Below are 17062 nucleotides of genomic sequence, written 5' to 3'. Positions count from 1 at the left end.
GGGGAGGCGGTGTGGGCGCGGTGCTAATCCAGTTTGGTACCTGGCACCTGCACGGCTTTCCCGAGCAACGCTTTGAGCTCGTTCAAAATCGAAACGGGCTGACGGTCGACGCCGTCCAGATGGAGCGTGGCCACGCGAATGGGCGGCTGATATTCAAATGGGCCAAAGAGCACGGGCGAACCCAGGAACCGCTCGATTTCCTCTGCAATCGCATCGGTTTCTTCGGGATCAAAGTCGTCGAAAAGCGCCACGAACATCGGCCCCGTCGAGCGGAACATACGACCCTTACCGCGCGAGCATTCCACCAGACAGGCGGCACATTCTGCCAAAACACGGTCGCCCGCATCAAAGCCAAAACGGGCATTGACCTGAGTGATATCGTCGATTTTAATGGCGATCAACCCCGCCTTGCGCGCCACGCGACGCATTTCGCCAATGGCGTTGACCAGGGCGTGAATATCGCCCAAGCCGGTCACGGAATCGGTCGTATCTGCCAAGCTTCGGTTGATGATAATGCCCACATACATGCCGGGCTCGGTATCGGTGCCGTCCAAGCGGTAGCCCGTGCAGTCGCAAAGCACGTATTTTCCGGTGGCATCCATTACGCGATACTGCATGTAGTGGAAGTGCCACGTGCCGTTTATCACCATGTCGAGCTCGACACGTACGTTGTCGCGGTCCTCGGGATGAACGCGGGCGAGCCACATGTCGAGTGAGTTAAAAGGGTGCTGGGAGGGCAGGTCAAAATCGCGCACGGCGTTAACCGACCATTGCGATTCTCCCGTATCGAGATTGAGGATAAACGGATAGCGCGTCTCGGAGCTCATGGAGATCGCTTGGAACACCCGGTCGTTGCAGGGAAGCTGATCGACGATTGGGCGTTGCGGCGCGTCACTGTCTTTCGGTTGCTGCACACGATGCATAAGCTTATAGCGATACATCTTGCGATCGGCATCCATCGTCATCTGGCGACGCGTGTCGCCGGCAAGTGGATCGACGCGCGAGCAGCCAAAGCTAAAGCTGCCGATCATGGGCGCCTTGCCACCTGAGCTCGCCTCGATCAGCCTGGTACGTACCTGCTCCAAGCGCTGCTCGAGTTCAATCTCGTTTGCGGAGAGCGAGATGAGCACAAACTCGTCTCCACCGATACGGAACAGCATCTCATCGTGCTCCATGGTTTCGGAGAGCGTGCGGCAGATGCTCAGAATATAGCGATTGCCTTCGGCGTGGCCAAACCTATCATTGCAATGCTTGAGATGGTCGATGTCAATATAGGCGCAGGTGAAGGGATCGCCTTTGCGCCAGAGTTGCTCGACGTGACGGTCGAATCCGTTGCGGTTGCCCAAGTTGGTGAGCGGATCGATATAGGCGTTGCGCTCAAGCAGCTGGCGCTCTTGTTGCAGGATGGCATGCGTCTTTTGCAGTTGCTCACCAACGGCGCGTAGATCTGCAGGCAGCGCGGCAACATCGAGTTCAGCGGTCGAGACGCCGTTCGCAAGTCGCTGAAGATAGGCAATAATCGATTGCTCGCCCAGGCGATATGACTCGTTCATGATGGATAACCTCCTTGGGCGGAACAACGGTTTGTATCATATCCCCAATTCGGTTTGAATTGGGGATATAAGTTAACTAATGGAGACAAATGTCCCCTTCGACGGTGGCGTTTTGCGCGCGAGCGTATCAGTTGTTATTGCCACCATCGAGCAATGCCTCAAAATCCTTCGCCGGCATGGGACGGTAGTAGAGGAAGCCCTGAGCGTAGCGGGCGCCCATTTGTCGTAGCATGTTTGCCTGCTCATTTGTCTCGACGCCTTCAACCACGACGGGCAGATGGAGCGACTGCGCCATCTCGAGCATCGATGACACGATCTGCGCGCTGCGGCCTTGATCGCGGTCGGTGGGCACAAAGGTGCGGTCGAGCTTGATGACGTCGACGTTGACGTTCTTGAGCATCGCGAGCGTGGACTGGCCGGTGCCAAAATCGTCCATGTAGGTCGAGAAGCCACGGGTGTGCAGATCCGCGGTCAGCTTATCCACGGCCTCGGACTCTCCGGTATAGGCGGTCTCGGTGATCTCGATGTGCATGAGTTCGGGCGGCAGGTTGTACTGGGCGGCGAGCGACCCCATATGCTCGGCGACATCGCAGGCAAGAATGTCTACGCGCGACACATTGAGGGAAATCGGAACCACGCGAAGTCCTCGATTGAGGCGCTCGCGGAGCCACATGGCGACGCCCTGCCAAACATATTTGTCGAGCGTCACTACAAAGCCGCTTTCCTCGAGTGCGGGGATAAACGTTGCGGGCGAAATGAGAGAGCCGTCCTTGTCAATCCAGCGGGTGAGTGCTTCGGCGCCAATAATCTCGCCGGTTTCCATATCGACCTGGGGCTGAAGATAGTACGTGATGCGACCATTTGACAGCGCGTACTGGAATTCGGTCAGCGTGCGGTTGAACACGATTTCGCGCTTGTACTCCTCGGGGCAAAAAATGGCAATGCGCTCCTTAAAGTCGTTTTTTGCGCGCCGATTGGTAAACATGGCCTTTGCCTGCGCATCGATGGTGATCTCCTCATTGGAATCGATGGGGTAAACGCCCATGGACGGCCAAAAACCTACGCCGCCATCATGCCTGGCTACTGCCTCGCGAACGCGGTTGTAGATTTGATGGACGGTGATGTGCTTAAAGGGGATGAGTACGCAAAAGTCATCTTGGCCCCAGTACCCTGCGACGCCCATGCCGGCATTCTCGATGTCCTTGAGGACCGTGCCCACATCGGCAAGCAGGCGGTCGCCTTCGGCCTGTCCATACCATTCGTTAAACAGGCGCATGTGGCCCATGTCGACCGTGGCGATGCACCAGGCGCCGTCGCGCCTTGCCTTGATGAAGGCATTGGCACGGCGCATAAACTCGCTGGGTCGGTAGAGACCGGTGAGCATGTCGAGGTGCTCGGCGACGGCGCCTTTGCGTTCCATCTCGGGTATGGGCAGACTGTCGTTGGGAACAAGTCCGCCGGCCGTGCGAAGGCGACGGTCGAGTTCGCCTAAAACGGCGGTCGCTTGATGGGTTAAGTGCTCGTAAAAGGCCGGGACGACAAGGCAGACGGGAGTAATGGTGTCGCCTGCGATTCGAACAGGAGCGAAAACGGCCTCTTTAAGGTGGCGGGTCAGTTGCTCGAATGCCTCGTGGTCTAGGTCGTTGCTGAGCACGACGAACTGAACGCTTCGTGAACGGTAGACCCGGCTCCTGCCGCGAGTGATCGACAGCATGCGGCCTGCGTATTCGGCAAGCATGTTGTCGACAGCCTCGGCCCCGTAAAGCTCGTTGAGCTTTGTCGTGCCACGAACGCGCACCGCTATAAGGCCCGTCTCGCAACGGTCGCAACGACAGGCGTCGATGGCATTGACCAACATGCGCTGGGTGCCGAGGCCTGTCGCGGCGTCGACGGTTTCGGCAAGTGAGTGGTTGACGAACTCGCCGACATAGAGCGAGGGGACATTTTCGTCGCCGTCGATGCGAAACCCGCGAGCACGGCAGAGGACGTAGTCGCCGACGGCATTGCGCACACGATACTGCATGACGCGACGGTGCTTGGTGCCGTTATAGACTTGGTCGATGTCGTTGATGTAGGCCTCAAGGTCATCGGGATGCACACGCGTTTTCCAGTAATCGCGACAGTTGTCTATGTGCTCCGAGGGAAGGCCAAGATCGCGCAAGGCGCCTTGTGACCAAAGGGTGCGATGTTTGTCCAAGTTCTCGATAAAGAAATAGCGGCCTTCGTTGAGCATCGAAAAGGCGTCGAAAATGCGATCGCTTATTTCGAAGTCGTCGGCGTGGACTTGCGTGATATTGCGTCGATCAAGGTGCATGGCATGACGTAGCTTGTAGTCGTACATGCGATGGTCGGCATCGAGCGTCATGCGATTGGGGGCTTCGCCCAGGGCGGGGTCGGCATACGACACTCCATAGCTAAACGAGCGGGGCATCTCGGAATCGTTGTTTTTGAGCAGGACCGTTCGGCAGTGTTCCAGACGTTCGGCGAGGTCGTCCTCGGTTGCAATCGTAGATAGGATGGCAAACTCGTCGCCGCCTATGCGAAACGCCGCCTCGTCCACTTTCATATACAGCTTGAGATAGAGACTTACCTGCAAGATGTAGCGGTTGCCCTCGTCATGCCCAAAGACGTCGTTGCAGTGCTTGAGGTTGTCGATATCGACGTACGCCATGGTAACGGGGGTGTCCTGCTCCCAGAGCTCCTCGAGGGAGCGGGCAAAGCCGCCACGGTTGCCAAGCCCGGTAAGCTGGTCGGTAAAGGCGGTCCTGATCAGATCCTCCTGACGCTTGAGAAGGTCGCGGACGGTCTTTTCGAGCGTTTCGGTGTAATTGCTGACAGTATCCATGTCGTAAGCGGCTTTCTGAGGTCGGGCGAATTGCGTCGGGCGAGCTCGTTGTGCACACGCGTTGTTGTTCGGCGCTTTGCGTGTATCCAGGCCCCCGCCTTGCTGCGTTGTTGGGTTAATTTACCGGCTAATGTTCGCTGTTGATAACTGCTGAGTAGTATAAACAACAGTGCAGAATTATATATGGGTGTACATGCTACGGGCGGCTATTATTCGCCAAACCGCAACGCCTGGGTGCGCATGAAAAATGCGACTGGGGCGGTATATGTTGACGGGTATACTTGTCCCGGTTTTAAACGCAGGAACGGAGATGGTCGCATGACACAGCCAAATATGACGCGCACGGTGGGGCTTGCACTCGAGGGAGGCGGCTACCGCGGTATGTATACGGCGGGCGTGCTCGACGTTTGGATGGAGCACGGTTTGACCTGCGACCATATGGTGGGTGTCTCGGCGGGCGCGGCGTTTGGCTACAACTTTAAATCGCGCCAGATCGGCCGCGCCATTCGCTATAACAAGGCCTATTGTGCCGATAAGCGCTATGCGGGTGTAGCAAGCTGGCTGCGGACCGGCGATATGTTCAATGCCGATTTTGCCTATCACGAGGTGCCCATCGAGCGCGATCCCATCGACCTGGAGACATATCGCGCCTGCCCCATGCGGTTTACGTGCGTGTGCACCGATATCGAGACGGGCAAGGCCGTCTACCACGACCTGCCTTATGGCGATGAGCGCGATATCGAGTGGATCCGGGCGTCGTCGGCGATTCCCGTGGCGACGCGTCCCGTTGCTATTGACGGGCATAAGTATCTGGATGGTGGCGTGGCTGATTCCATTCCCAGCGCTTGGTTGTTTTCACAGGGGTATGACCGCAATATCGTGGTACTCACGCAGCCGGCGGGCTTTGTGAAGCAGCCCAACAGCGTGATGCCCATGCTGCGTCGCGTGTTCCGTCACTACCCGGAGTTTGTCGCAGCGCTTGAGCATCGGCATGAGGTTTACAATGCCACGCTCGATGACCTGGCACGTCGCGAGGCTGCCGGCGAAATCTTTGTGGTGCGGCCGAGCGAATCGGTGAAGGTGCCGTCACTGTGCCGCGAACCGGATGAGCTCGAGCGCATCTACCAGGTCGGTCGCCGCGATGCGGAGGCGACTTTGCCGGCGTTGAAAGCGTATCTGGCGGGGTAAGGGTCGCATGCGGAAAGCGCATCCCAGAATGGACGTCCAAACTGGGATGCGCTTTCCGTTATTGAAGATATGAGGCTGCGGAGCAACTGCTCGGTCTAGACTTATGCCTGCTGCCAGGTGTCGACGAGCTCCTTGGCTGCGGCGTGGGGGTCGTCGGCGCTGCAGACGGCGCTCACCACAAAGAAGCCGTCGACGCCGGTGGCCTTAAGCTGCGGCAGGTCGGCCGTCTTGACGCCGCCGCCCACCACGATGGGCACGGGGCTTGCCGCGTGGAGTGCGGCCAGGTCCTCAAAGCTCTTGGTGATGATGGAGCCATCGGCTGCGCGTCCGCAGTCGCGCTTGGTCTCGGTCTCGTGGAGCGGGCCGATGCCCAGGTAGTCGACCAGGCTCATGTCGGCGGTCTTGACGTACTCGAGCATCTCTTCGCAACGGGCCGAAAGGCCCACGATGGCGTTGGGCCCCAGAAGCTTGCGGCAGACCTCGACGGGAATATCGCTTTGGCCCACGTGCACGCCGTCGACAGCGATGCCCTGTTCGCGCGCGGCGAGTACGCAGTCCAGGCGGTCGTCGATCAGCAAGGCGACCTGACCGGTCTTGCCGGCCTGTGCGATTGCCTGCGCGGCGTCGCCGGTCAGTGCAATGATCTCGCGGGCGCTTGCCACCTTGGAGCGCACCTGAATGCAGGTAAAGCCGGCGTCGAGTGCCTGGGCCACCACATCGCCCACGGGGCGCCCGAGGGTGTTTTCGGGGCCGAGTACCAGATAGGCCGAGATATCAAGGTTGTCGCGGATGCTCATCGTGCTTCCTCCTGCTTTTTGATCTGCGCTTCCATGCGCTCGAGCTTGCCGGTCATGGTGTCGGTAAATCCGGGCCGAATATCGGCTTTGAGCACGACTTCGGTGCGGATGCCCTTGCTCGCCAACACAAAGGTTGCGTCGCGCACGACCTGCATGACCTCGTCCCAGTCGCCCTCGATCTCGGTGAACATCGAGGTGGTGCGGTTGGGAAGGCCGCTCTCGCGAATAACACGCACGACCTCGGCGACCTCGGCGGATAGCTCATCGCCGGTGCCGCACGGGGCGATGGCCACAGCGACGAGCGTGTTCATGCCGGTATTGGTTGCAGGCTCGGACATGGCCTATGCCTCCTCGAGCTCGAGTTGGTTATCGGCAATGTCCTGGGCGGTTGCGCGGTAGAGCTCGTCGATAAAGGCGACCTTAAAGCTTGCCGGGGCGTCGGCGGCAGCGGCGGCACGCGTGCCGGCCACGTTGTAGACGGCGGTGCCGCAGACGGCTGCCGTAAACGGGTCGGCAGCGCAGGCGTACACGGCCAGCACGCCGCCCTGCGAGCAGCCGCAGCCGGTGATCTTGGACATGAGCGGGCTGCCGCCGTGGGACTTGGCCACGGTCGTGCCGTCGGTGATCAGGTCGACTTCGCCCGAGACCACTACGGCGCCGCCGGTGTAGCGGGCGAGCGCCACGGCAGCATCGCGGGCGGCGTCAACCGTATCGGTGGTATCGACACCGCGCACGCGGCTCAGATCGGTCGCCTCGCCCTCAAGACCCCACAGGCCGGCGAGCGCGATGATCTCGGAGGCGTTGCCGCGCACGATGGCGGGCTTGTACTGCTTGAGCTCGTTTACCAACTGGGTGCGCAGGCTACCGATGCCCAGGCCTACCGGATCGAGCACCCAGGGCTTGCCGGCGTCGTGTGCCGCCTTGGCCGCGCGGGGAATCGTTTGCTCGTAGATGGGGAAGAGCGTGCCCATGTTGAGATAGATGGCGCCGCCGCCGGCAACGAGCGCCTCGCCCTCGTCGGGCAGATAGACCATGGCGGCCGAACCGCCCACGGCGAGCTGCGCATTGGCGACAAAGTCGATCGTCACCGTGTTGGTGATGGAGCCGGCCATCGGATTGGCGGCGCGAATCTCCTCCACGGCCTTGACCATATGTTGCTTAAGCTGTTCCGAATCAATCACTGCACATGCCTCCTTGGCATAGAAAAGGGGCGCTGTGCATAGACAGCGCCCCTGTAAAGGCGGCATGCTCCCTACGCCAGCATTAACTGACAGGTTCAAAGGATTGGGCCCCATGCCCTCTCAGCCTGGTGGTTTGCACCGCCGGCACTCCCGCATCGAATCTGTTGTTCCCTATACTAGCGCACCTGCCAAAAAGGGACAGGTTTATTTTGGCTGGTCGTTACAATAGGTAGAACCGATACGAATGGGGGCCTTATGATTAAACTTGTGCTGACCGATATGGACGATACGCTGATTCCAGCCGGGCATGACGGCGCCAGCGACTACGCCATCGAGGGCATTCATGCCATGCAGGCGGCGGGTCTGCACTTTGGCCCGGTTTCGGGTCGCCAGCCGTCCGCGATGGGCTGGATGTTCAAAAATCGTTCCGAGTGCTTCTCGACTGGCGCGTTCTGTAACGGCCAGGTGATGTTTGTCGACGGCGAGGTTGTTGCCTCCCGTGCGAGCGACAACGGTGCCCTCATGCGTCTTGCCGACTATCTGGAGCAAGAGACCGACGATACCTATCTGAAGGTCTATAGCCTGGGCGATGACTTTTGGGGCAACGATGCCTATTGCGTGACGAGTGATCCCGAGCGCGTTCGTCGCGCCATGGAGTCGGGCGGCAACGCATGGCTCAAAGGCGAAGAGGCCCCGTGCCGTCCCGTCGTCGATGACGCGCCGGTGTTCAAGGCGAATATCTGGAGTGCCCGTTCGCGTGAGGAGCTCGCGGAGCTACGCGAGCGCGTTGCCGCTGAGGTGCCGGAACTCTCGCTCGTGTTTCCCAACAACCGAGTGCGCCTGTTCGACATCCTTCCGGCTGGTTGGGACAAGGGCTGCGCTGCGCTGGAGCTAGCGCGCGCTTTGGGTCTGACGCCCGATGAGGTGGCCGTATTTGGCGATTCCGATAACGATTTGCCCATGATCGATGCCGTTCCCAACTCCGTTGCAGTCGCCAATGCCAACGAGGCTGTCACGGCTGCCGCGCGCTGGCATATCGGCGCTGCGGCAGACGATGCGGTCGCCGGGGCTCTGCATCAGATTGCCGCTTGCGCCGCGACGGGGGAGATGCCGCCGTTTATGCGCCTGCCGGGTACTGCCGACGCGAATCTCACGAACAGCTAAGGAGACAGCCATGAAGCTCCAGCAGCTCAGATATGTCGTCAAAGTTGCCGAATGCGGCAGCATCACCGAGGCCTCGCGCCGGCTCTTTGTGTCGCAGCCTTCGATTACCGCGTCGATTCGCGATCTCGAAAACGAGATGGGTGTGCACATCTTTGAGCGCACCAACAAGGGTGTCATTGTGTCCGAGGAGGGCGAGACCTTCTTGGGCTACGCGCGCCAGGTGCTCGACCAGGCCGATCTGCTCGAAGGCAAGTACAAAGGCGCGTCCGAGCAGGTGCCGCACTTTAGTGTGAGCTGCCAGCATTATTCCTTTGCCGTCAATGCGTTTGTCGATGTGATCCGCGAGTTCGATGCCGCGCGCTACGACTTTACCCTGCGCGAGGAGCAGACCCACGAGATTATCGAGGATGTCGCGCATATGAAAAGCGAACTGGGCATCCTGTACTTATCCGAGCATAACCGCGAGGTCATCGAGCGCATGCTGGCGGCCAACGAGCTCGTGTTCGAAGGACTCTTCTGCGCCGCGCCGCATGTCTTCGTGTGCGCCGACCATCCGCTGGCGGGTCGCTCGAGTGTGACGCTCGAGGACTTGGAAGACTACCCGTTCCTGTCCTATGAGCAGGGCAGCTATAACTCGTTTTATTATTCCGAGGAGCTGACCTCGACTTTTGAGCGTCGCAAGAATATCCGTGTGCGTGACCGTGCGACGCTGTTCAACCTGGCCATGGGCCTCAACGGCTACACGGTATGCTCAGGCGTGATCAGTCATGAGCTCAACGGCCCCGGCATCATCTCGATTCCGCTCGATGTGGACGAGTACATGGAGATCGGCATCATCACGCGCAAAAACACGACGCTCACGCGCTACGGACAGGCCTATATCGACGCGATTCGTCAGCATATCTAGGCTGCTGTGCTCCGCGCGGGTCAAATCTCTTTATGACAGTCCAGATTGATATAGGAAGCATCTATATCAAACTGTTATAAACATATATTTTACGATGACCACATGAGCGCTCATACTCTGTCTCGATAAAGCAACCAATGCAAGGGGAGATATCTATGAGCACTTCGATTCAACCGAACGCGCCGTTTCGCGCCGATATCGTCGGCAGTTTTCTTCGTCCCCAGGCCGTGAAGGACGCCCGTGCCGCCTACGCCGCGGGCACGCTTGATGCCGAGGGGCTTAAGGCCGTCGAGGACGATGCCATTCGCGATTTGGTGGCAAAGCAGAAAGCCGCCGGCCTGCAGGTCATCACCGATGGCGAGTTTCGCCGCAGCTACTGGCACCTCGATTTTATGTGGGGGCTGAACGGCGTCGAGCGTCGCACCTCGCGTACGGGCTATATGTTCCACGATGAGGAGACTACCGCCGACACCGCCGTGGTAATCGGCCCCATTAGCGGCGAGAACCATCCGTTCGTCGAGCACTTTAAATTTGTCAAGGCGCTCGAGGGGGAGGGCCAGGTCGCGCGACAAACCATTCCGGCGCCGATCCAGACGTTCTCCGAAGTCACGCTCGACCGCTGCGATGGCCAGCAGGAGAGCCTGCGCGCTGTCTATAAGACCGATGAGGAACTTGCCGACGCCATCGCAGCCGCTTATCGAACCGTGATCGCCGACCTGTACGCAGCAGGCTGCCGCAACATCCAGTTTGATGACTGCACCTGGGGCATCTACTGCGATACCGATTTTGTCGCCAAAACCGGCATGAGCCCGGTCGACCTGCAAAAGGTGAGCGAGCTGGGCGTGGCGCTCAACAATGCCGCCATCGCGGGCAAGCCCGACGATTTGGTCATCAACACGCACGTGTGCCGCGGCAACTACCACTCCACCTACGCTTTTGAAGGCGGCTACGACCCTATCGCTCCGTATCTGTTCGCACATGAGAATGTCGATGCGTTCTATCTGGAGTTCGACACGCCGCGCGCCGGCGGCTTTGAGCCGCTCAAGTACGTCGCTCCCGGCAAGAAGGTCGTGCTGGGCTTGGTAACCACCAAGGCGGCAGAGCTCGAGAACGAGGACGCCATCGTCGAGCGCATCCGCGAGGCGGCAAAGTACGTGCCGCTCGAGAACCTGTATCTGTCTCCGCAGTGTGGCTTTGCCAGCTGCGAGATTGGCAACAAGCTGACCGAGGACGAACAGTGGGCAAAGATCGCGCTGGTCAAGCGCATTGCCGAGCGCGTTTGGAAGTAACGCTACCGTTTGCAGGTGACGGCGCGCGCGAGACATGGTGTATCACGTACAATGGTTCGGATCGTATCGTTCGGGCAGGTTATCCGATATACCTGATCGCCCTTCCATCATGAAAGGACTTCCATGTCCCAATCCTCGACGCCCGCCGTCACCGATGCCATCTACGATGCATCGTCGCTCGGCCGCCCGCGCATGTTTGTGTTGGGTTTGCAACACATGTTTGCGATGTTCGGAGCCACGGTGCTCGTGCCCGTGCTTACCGGCCTTTCCGTTTCGGCGACGCTTCTGTTCGCCGGCATCGGCACACTGTTGTTCCACTTCCTGTCGCGCGGTAAGGTGCCGGCATTTTTGGGCTCATCGTTTGCCTTTATTGCTGGTTATGCCGCAATCGCGCCCAACGGAGAGACCGAGCTTTTGCCCTACGCCTGCCTGGGCGTAGCCTGCGCCGGCCTGCTCTATCCGGTGCTGGCGGCCCTGTTCCGTGCCTTTGGCGCCAAGCGCGTTATGCGTTTCTTCCCGCCGGTGGTGACCGGCCCCATCGTCATTTCCATCGGCCTGATCTTGGCAAGCTCTGCCATTGCCAACTGCCAGACCAACTGGCTTGTCGCCGTCATCGCTGTGGCCGTGATCGTCGTCTGCAATATTTGGGGCCGCGGCATGGTCAAGATCGTGCCGATTTTGCTGGGCGTTGTGGTGAGCTATGCCGTTGCGGCCGCGTTGGGCGAGGTCGACTTCTCTGGCGTCGCAGCCGCCCCCTGGGTCGGTCTGCCCATCGTGTGGGGCAACACCGTGTTTGCGCTCTTTGGCCCGCAGTTCGATAGCGGTCTTGCCACGACGGCCATCATCACCATCATGCCGCTGGCCTTTGCGACCATGATTGAGCACATTGGCGATATCTCCGCCATTGGCTCTACCTGCGAACGCAATTACATTGCCGATCCCGGTCTGCACCGTACCCTACTCGGCGATGGCCTGGCGACCATCTTGGCGTCGCTCTTTGGCGCTCCGGCCAACACCACGTATGGCGAGAACACCGGCGTGCTTGCGCTTACGCGCGTGTTCGACCCGCGTGTGATTCGCATTGCCGCCTGCTGCGCCATTGTGCTTTCGTTCTGCCCCAAGTTTGCTGCGGTGATTGCCGCCATGCCGGCGTGCGTTATCGGCGGTGTGTCGCTCGTGCTCTACGGCATGATCAGCGCCGTTGGCGTGCGTAACCTCATCGAGAATCAGGTTGATTTCCAGAACAACCGCAACGTGCTGGTGGCGGCTCTGGTGCTCGTGCTTTCGCTCGGCATTGCCTACAGTACCGCCGGTGCCATCGTGCTGGAGCTGGGCGGCGTGACGATTTCGCTTTCGGGCCTTGCCGTGGGCTCGCTGGTGGGCATTGTGCTCAACGCCATCCTGCCCGGTAATGACTTTGAGTTCGATACTTCCGAGCTTGAGGAGACTGCTGAATAGTAGCTGCGTTCAGCCAAATTAAAAATGGCGTCCATGCGTATGTACGCGTGGGCGCCATTTTTAATGCGTCAGTATCCAGTGGATGCCGCGCGCCATGCGCAGGTCAGTTTGGGCAAAGTGGTTGCCGGGGTTGAGCTCCAGCGTTGTTGGAATGTCACGCTCTATAAACAGCTCTTCCATCGCGTGCGTATCGTCGAGTACGTGCCGCATCATGCGGTTGGGCGTCTTGGTTTCCTTTTTACCGAGCGACAGATAGGCGGCGTCGGGCGTGGCTGTCATCGTGCGCTCGCGCGCGTAGTCGATAAAGCCGGGGAACCACAGCGACCCCGATGCACTTGCCGCGCGCTCAAAGACATCTGTTTGCCAAAGTGTCCACAGTGCAAAAAGACCCGCCAACGAGTAGCCGGCAACGCCGCGCCAGGCGGGCGGTTGCGGGAGCGATGATTCGGCCTGGGGGATTATCTGCTTCAACAACTCGTCAAGAAAACCAGCAGCCTGTCCACCAAAGGGCTCGGCATCTCGTATAGTTCCCTCACATTCCCAGGGGCTCAGCTCGCGATTCCAATCGAGCCCTCCAATGGCGACAAGGGTGAATGGCGGGCAGTCGAGCTCTCGGCAGCGCTCGTAGACTTCACTACCGTCGCCCATAACCACGGGGAGGTAGATGACGGGCGCGCCTTCCACACACTCTGAATAAACGGTTATCTGCTTATGATGCGCTTCCAAGGCAGGCTTCTCTCGGTGTTGTGATATTGACAGCCTCAATTGTCGCACGCTGGCACGGGGGCAGACGCTAAAAGAAAGGCGCGGAGCCGTTCGATGCGACTCCGCGCCTTGTTGTTTTGCTTCGGCAGACTATGCCGTTACGCTACGAAGAAGTAGACGAGGAAGGCAAGGGCTGCGATCCACATGAGCGGCTTGATCTTGGAGGCCTCGCCCTTAAAGAGCGCGACGATCACGTAGGCGATAAAGCCCAGGCCAATGCCGGCAGAGATGGAGTAGGTGAAGGGCACGCCGGCGACAATCATGAACGCCGGGAAACCCTGCGACACGTCGGACCAGTCGATCTCGGAGGCCTCGCTCATCATGAGGTAGCCGACGTAGACCAGAGCACCGCAGGTGGCGGCACTGGAAACGATGGTGACGATGGGGGAGAAGAACGCGGCGAGAATGAACAGCACGCCGGTGGTGACGGAGGTGAGGCCCGTGCGGCCACCGTCGGCAGCGCCAGAGGTGGACTCGACGAAGGTGGTGATGGAGGAGACGCCCATAAAGCCACCGGCAGCAGCGGCCACGGAGTCGACGACCAGGATGGGGCGGATGTCCTCGACATTGCCGTCCTCGGTCAAGAACTCGCCCTGCTTGGCGACGGCCATCGCGGTGCCCATGGTGTCGAAGAAGTCACTCATGAGCAGCGAGAAGGCAACGACGAGCAGCATCGGGTCGGTCAGAACCTTCACGATGGCCATGTTGCCATCGGCGGTGCTGGCAAACGGGGCGCCAAAGGTCGAGAAGTCGAGCGGTGCGATGAGGCCCTCGGGCGCATGGGTGACGCCCAGCGGGATACCGGCGATAACGGCGACGATGATGCCGATGAGCAGCGAGCCCGGCACGTTGCGGGAAGCCAGGGCAACCGTCACGATGATGGAGATGATGCCGACGATAAAGGTGGGGGAGGCGATGTCGCCCAGGCCGACGAGCGTACCGGCGCCAGCGGTGATGATGCCGGCGTCGCACAGGCCGATCATGGCGATGAACAGGCCCAAGCCAACCGAGATGGCGTGGCGCAGGACCACGGGGATGGCGTCCATAATGGCCTCGCGCAGGCCGCACAGGACGAGCAGCAAGATGACGACACCCTCGAGGAAGATAACGCTCATGGCCACGTGCCAGTCACCGCCGCACATGGTGGTGGCGATGCCCGCGATCATGGCGTTGATGCCCAGGCCCGAAGCGCAGGCGAGCGGGCGGTTGGCGAAGATGCCCATGCAGATGGTCATGATGCCGGCGCCCAGGCAAGTGGCGCAGGCGAGCGCTCCCGCATCGATGCCGGCGCCCGAGAGCACCGCGGGGTTGACGGCAATGATGTAGGCCATTGCCAGGAACGTTGTCAGTCCAGCGCGAAGTTCGGTCCCGATTGTGGACTTGCGCTCGCTGACGTGAAATAGTTCGTCCATGCATACCCTTTCCTTGTTCGGCCCCGAGTTTAGGCCGATTGACACGAACTCATTCACTATATCGCCTTTACAACCTTGCTGTTCCTCACATGTTGATGTTCGGCGCTTTGTAGCGGACGGGCGGTATTTTCCGTATGAAAATGTGTGGGTACCGTATACTTAAGCAGTTACAACGACCCCTATGGAGGAACGTATGATTAAAGAGCTCTGCCACGACGAGGCTATTCTGTCCCAGCGTTGCGAGGTCGCGACCGTCGAGGACGAGTCGGTGGCACAGGACCTGATCGATACCATCAAGTCGCTCGACGATGCCGGCTGCCTTGCCGCCAACCAGATTGGCGTCACCAAGAAGGTCTGCGTCTACCTGGACGATGCCGGCGAGCCCCACGTGCTCTACAACCCTCGTCTGGTGTTTGGCCTGGGCGCCAGCAAGATGGAGGAGAGCTGCCTGACGCACGAGGAGGTCACCAAGTCCACGCGCTATATCAAGTGCAAGGTTGCTTATGACGTGATCGTCGACGGCAAGATGCGCGAGCGCAAGCAGGACTTTGTGGGCTTCGAGGCGCAGATGATTCAACACATGATTGACCACTGTCTAGGAAAGTTGGTCTAAGGGGACCAAAGCACCGCACCTTGCCGCTCAATTGTCGCTCGCGTACCTTAAGTACGCTTCGCTCCTCTTTCGTGGCAATCTGCGGCACTTTGACCCCTTAGACGACCTGCGGGGTTAACTTGGTTGAGTTTATCCTGCTTGAATAGTCCGGGCGTGACATTGTTGTCATGTCCGGGCTTTTGTGTTTAGCGCCTCTTTGTTTGGTGACAATAACCTTAGCAAGAACGTAAAGCTGGGAGGCGCTATGTGTACGAGTATTCGATTTACCGATGATTCCGGCCACATGTATCTGGGCCGCAACCTCGACTGGAGCTTTGACTACGGCCAACAGGTTCGCGTGATGCCGCGCGGGTTTCACATTCCGTATTCGTTTATCGACGACGCGACAGCGGCACACGCGGTGATCGGTATGTGCATCGATTACAAGAACTACCCTATGTTCTTCGATTGCGGCAACGATGCGGGCCTCGCCGTGGCGGGCCTCAATTTCCCGGGTTATGCCGAGTATGCCGAGGGGCCGGTTGATGGAAAGACCAATATCGCGGCCTATGAGTTTCCCCTGTGGGTGGCAGCGACGTTCTCGACGGTCGATGAGGTCGAGGCCGCGCTGCGCGACACAGTGATTGTTGCCAAATCTGCAGGAGAGGGGCTGGGCGTGTCGCTGCTCCATTGGATTATCGGCGACAGCCAGCGCAGCATCGTGGTCGAGATGATGGCTGACGGCCTGCATGTATACGACGATCCGGTCGACACCCTTGCCAATCAGCCCACCTTCCCGTGGCACATGGAAAACCTGCGCACCTATATTACGGCCACGAGCGATTTTCCGCAGACGGCGACATGGCGTGGCGCCGAGCTCAAGCCCTATGGCGCGGGTGCCGGCATGCGCGGTATTCCGGGTGACTGCTATTCGCCGAGCCGTTTTGTAAAGGCGGCGTACCTCAATGCCAATTACCCGCAAAAGGAGAGCGAGACCGAAAACGTCGTCCGCATGTTCCGTTCACTCGAGGGCGTGGTGATGATCGAGGGGGCGTCCAGGATGGGCGATGGCAAGTTCGAGAAGACTATCTATACCGGATGCTTTAGCGCGCGCACGGGCAATTATTACTACGCGATGTATGGGGATCCATCGATTCGCTACGTGAGTCTGATGGATGCCGAGGGCGCGAACCCCGATAGGCTCGTGGTTCCCGAGCCTCGTCGTTCGTAGCCGATAGCTTTACTGCAATGCAAAGTGACCCTGCATCTCCCGTGAGGTGCAGGGCCACTATCGTCGATGGGTGACGGCGCTAGAAGTTGACGTCGTTGAGCTGTTCGCTCTCGAGGCCGTCGAGCTGTTGCTGTTCGGGCGTATCGGCGACGCTCTCGAGCAACTCGGTGGGATCGACGTTCATGTTCCTGCCGGCTTCGTTGCCGTTGACCAGGTCGTCCGAGAAGATGTCGACTTCCATTTCCTCGGCCTCTTCGATCTGGACCTCGAGCGGCACCTGGGTGCGCACGAGCTTAACGGCCGGGCGCATGCGGGCAAAGAGGGGCACGTACTCGATGATGATGGCCGAGTTCTCAAGACCGTACCAGCGTGCCGGGCTTCCGCAGGCGCGGCGGACGGCATACTTGATGGCCATCACGCGGTGGTCGTTGCGGTTAATGTCCGTTTCGGGGGCAAGCATCTTGCGCAGCATGCAAAAACGGAAGTCGCCCACGTTGCCGCGTGTCTCGTAGATGGAATACGTGTGGTGCTGCGGCGGTAGCTCGCCCGATGCCATCAGGTCGCCAACAATCTGGCGCAGGTAGGCATTGATGCGCTGGTTGACCTTAAAGCCCAGGTCCAAGCGCACGCGGAACAAAAAGTCCGTGCCAAAGGTCTCGACGGAATACTCGTGCGTATAG

General features: G+C 59.6%; 14 protein-coding genes, 1 pseudogene and 1 riboswitch. Of the genes and pseudogenes, 7 read left to right on the top strand and 8 right to left on the bottom strand.

The window, feature by feature from the left end:
- Window positions 1–23 precede the first annotated feature (23 nt).
- Both AB5164_RS00075 and AB5164_RS00070 read right to left on the bottom strand, forming a co-directional pair.
- Entirely contained in the window at window positions 24–1553 is a 1530-nt protein-coding gene (locus AB5164_RS00075) for a diguanylate cyclase domain-containing protein (RefSeq protein WP_368142751.1), read from the bottom strand.
- Between the two features lie 127 nt (window positions 1554–1680).
- Window positions 1681–4398: a bifunctional diguanylate cyclase/phosphodiesterase gene (locus tag AB5164_RS00070; RefSeq protein WP_368142750.1), complete on the bottom strand. Its 2718-nt coding sequence runs from the start codon at window positions 4396–4398 to the stop codon at window positions 1681–1683.
- 318 nt (window positions 4399–4716) lie between these two features.
- Between AB5164_RS00070 and AB5164_RS00065 the strand changes: the two genes are divergently transcribed.
- Window positions 4717–5586: a patatin-like phospholipase family protein gene (locus AB5164_RS00065; protein ID WP_368142749.1), complete on the top strand. Its 870-nt coding sequence runs from the start codon at window positions 4717–4719 to the stop codon at window positions 5584–5586.
- Window positions 5587–5687: 101 nt separating this feature from the next.
- Here the strand turns inward: AB5164_RS00065 and AB5164_RS00060 are convergent, their stop codons facing one another.
- Genes AB5164_RS00060 through thiM form a run of 3 tightly spaced genes read right to left on the bottom strand, consistent with a single transcriptional unit; the run spans window position 5688 to window position 7564 of the window.
- The gene (locus tag AB5164_RS00060) at window positions 5688–6383 is read right to left on the bottom strand and encodes a thiamine phosphate synthase (RefSeq protein WP_368142748.1); all 696 of its coding nucleotides are present in this window, start codon (window positions 6381–6383) and stop codon (window positions 5688–5690) included.
- Window positions 6380–6721: a thiamine-binding protein gene (locus AB5164_RS00055; RefSeq protein WP_022093950.1), complete on the bottom strand. Its 342-nt coding sequence runs from the start codon at window positions 6719–6721 to the stop codon at window positions 6380–6382. The genes AB5164_RS00060 and AB5164_RS00055 overlap by 4 nt, the downstream gene beginning before the upstream one ends.
- Before the next feature lie 3 nt (window positions 6722–6724).
- On the bottom strand, window positions 6725–7564 hold the full coding sequence (thiM, locus tag AB5164_RS00050) for a hydroxyethylthiazole kinase (RefSeq protein ID WP_368142747.1): 840 nt from the start codon (window positions 7562–7564) through the stop codon (window positions 6725–6727).
- A gap of 51 nt (window positions 7565–7615) precedes the next feature.
- A riboswitch (TPP riboswitch) is annotated at window positions 7616–7726 on the bottom strand.
- 93 nt (window positions 7727–7819) lie between these two features.
- Here thiM and AB5164_RS00045 point away from each other — a divergent pair.
- From AB5164_RS00045 to AB5164_RS00030, 4 genes are all read left to right on the top strand, one after another.
- Window positions 7820–8728: an HAD-IIB family hydrolase gene (locus tag AB5164_RS00045; RefSeq protein ID WP_368142746.1), complete on the top strand. Its 909-nt coding sequence runs from the start codon at window positions 7820–7822 to the stop codon at window positions 8726–8728.
- Window positions 8729–8738: 10 nt separating this feature from the next.
- A complete protein-coding gene (locus AB5164_RS00040) occupies window positions 8739–9635 on the top strand; it encodes a LysR family transcriptional regulator (RefSeq protein ID WP_006234513.1) in 897 nt (298 codons plus the stop codon).
- Between the two features lie 155 nt (window positions 9636–9790).
- A complete protein-coding gene (locus tag AB5164_RS00035; RefSeq protein ID WP_368142745.1) occupies window positions 9791–10924 on the top strand; it encodes a 5-methyltetrahydropteroyltriglutamate--homocysteine S-methyltransferase in 1134 nt (377 codons plus the stop codon).
- 123 nt (window positions 10925–11047) lie between these two features.
- A complete protein-coding gene (locus AB5164_RS00030) occupies window positions 11048–12382 on the top strand; it encodes a uracil-xanthine permease family protein (protein WP_368142744.1) in 1335 nt (444 codons plus the stop codon).
- A gap of 60 nt (window positions 12383–12442) precedes the next feature.
- Here AB5164_RS00030 and AB5164_RS00025 read toward each other — a convergent pair whose 3' ends face one another.
- Both AB5164_RS00025 and AB5164_RS00020 read right to left on the bottom strand, forming a co-directional pair.
- Window positions 12443–13108, bottom strand: a complete 666-nt coding sequence (locus AB5164_RS00025; protein ID WP_368142743.1) for an alpha/beta hydrolase — start codon at window positions 13106–13108, stop codon at window positions 12443–12445.
- A gap of 137 nt (window positions 13109–13245) precedes the next feature.
- Window positions 13246–14559 carry an NCS2 family permease gene (locus tag AB5164_RS00020; protein WP_368142742.1) on the bottom strand — a complete coding sequence of 438 codons (1314 nt, stop codon included), beginning with the start codon at window positions 14557–14559 and terminating at the stop codon, window positions 13246–13248.
- Between the two features lie 193 nt (window positions 14560–14752).
- Here AB5164_RS00020 and AB5164_RS00015 point away from each other — a divergent pair, with 193 nt between their 5' ends.
- Both AB5164_RS00015 and bsh read left to right on the top strand, forming a co-directional pair.
- Window positions 14753–15172, top strand: coding sequence for a peptide deformylase (locus AB5164_RS00015; protein ID WP_117746174.1), 420 nt, complete (start codon window positions 14753–14755; stop codon window positions 15170–15172).
- A 244-nt stretch (window positions 15173–15416) separates the two neighbouring features.
- Window positions 15417–16382: a choloylglycine hydrolase gene (gene bsh / locus AB5164_RS00010; protein WP_368142741.1), complete on the top strand. Its 966-nt coding sequence runs from the start codon at window positions 15417–15419 to the stop codon at window positions 16380–16382.
- Window positions 16383–16461: 79 nt separating this feature from the next.
- On the opposite strand, the pseudogene AB5164_RS00005 reads toward bsh, so the two are convergent.
- Window positions 16462–17062: pseudogene (locus tag AB5164_RS00005) on the bottom strand (KUP/HAK/KT family potassium transporter); the annotation flags it as partial.

The organism is Collinsella aerofaciens (assembly GCF_040915425.1).
Lineage (GTDB): Bacteria > Actinomycetota > Coriobacteriia > Coriobacteriales > Coriobacteriaceae > Collinsella > Collinsella aerofaciens_BW.
This window is presented reverse-complemented; position numbering and strand designations above follow the sequence as displayed.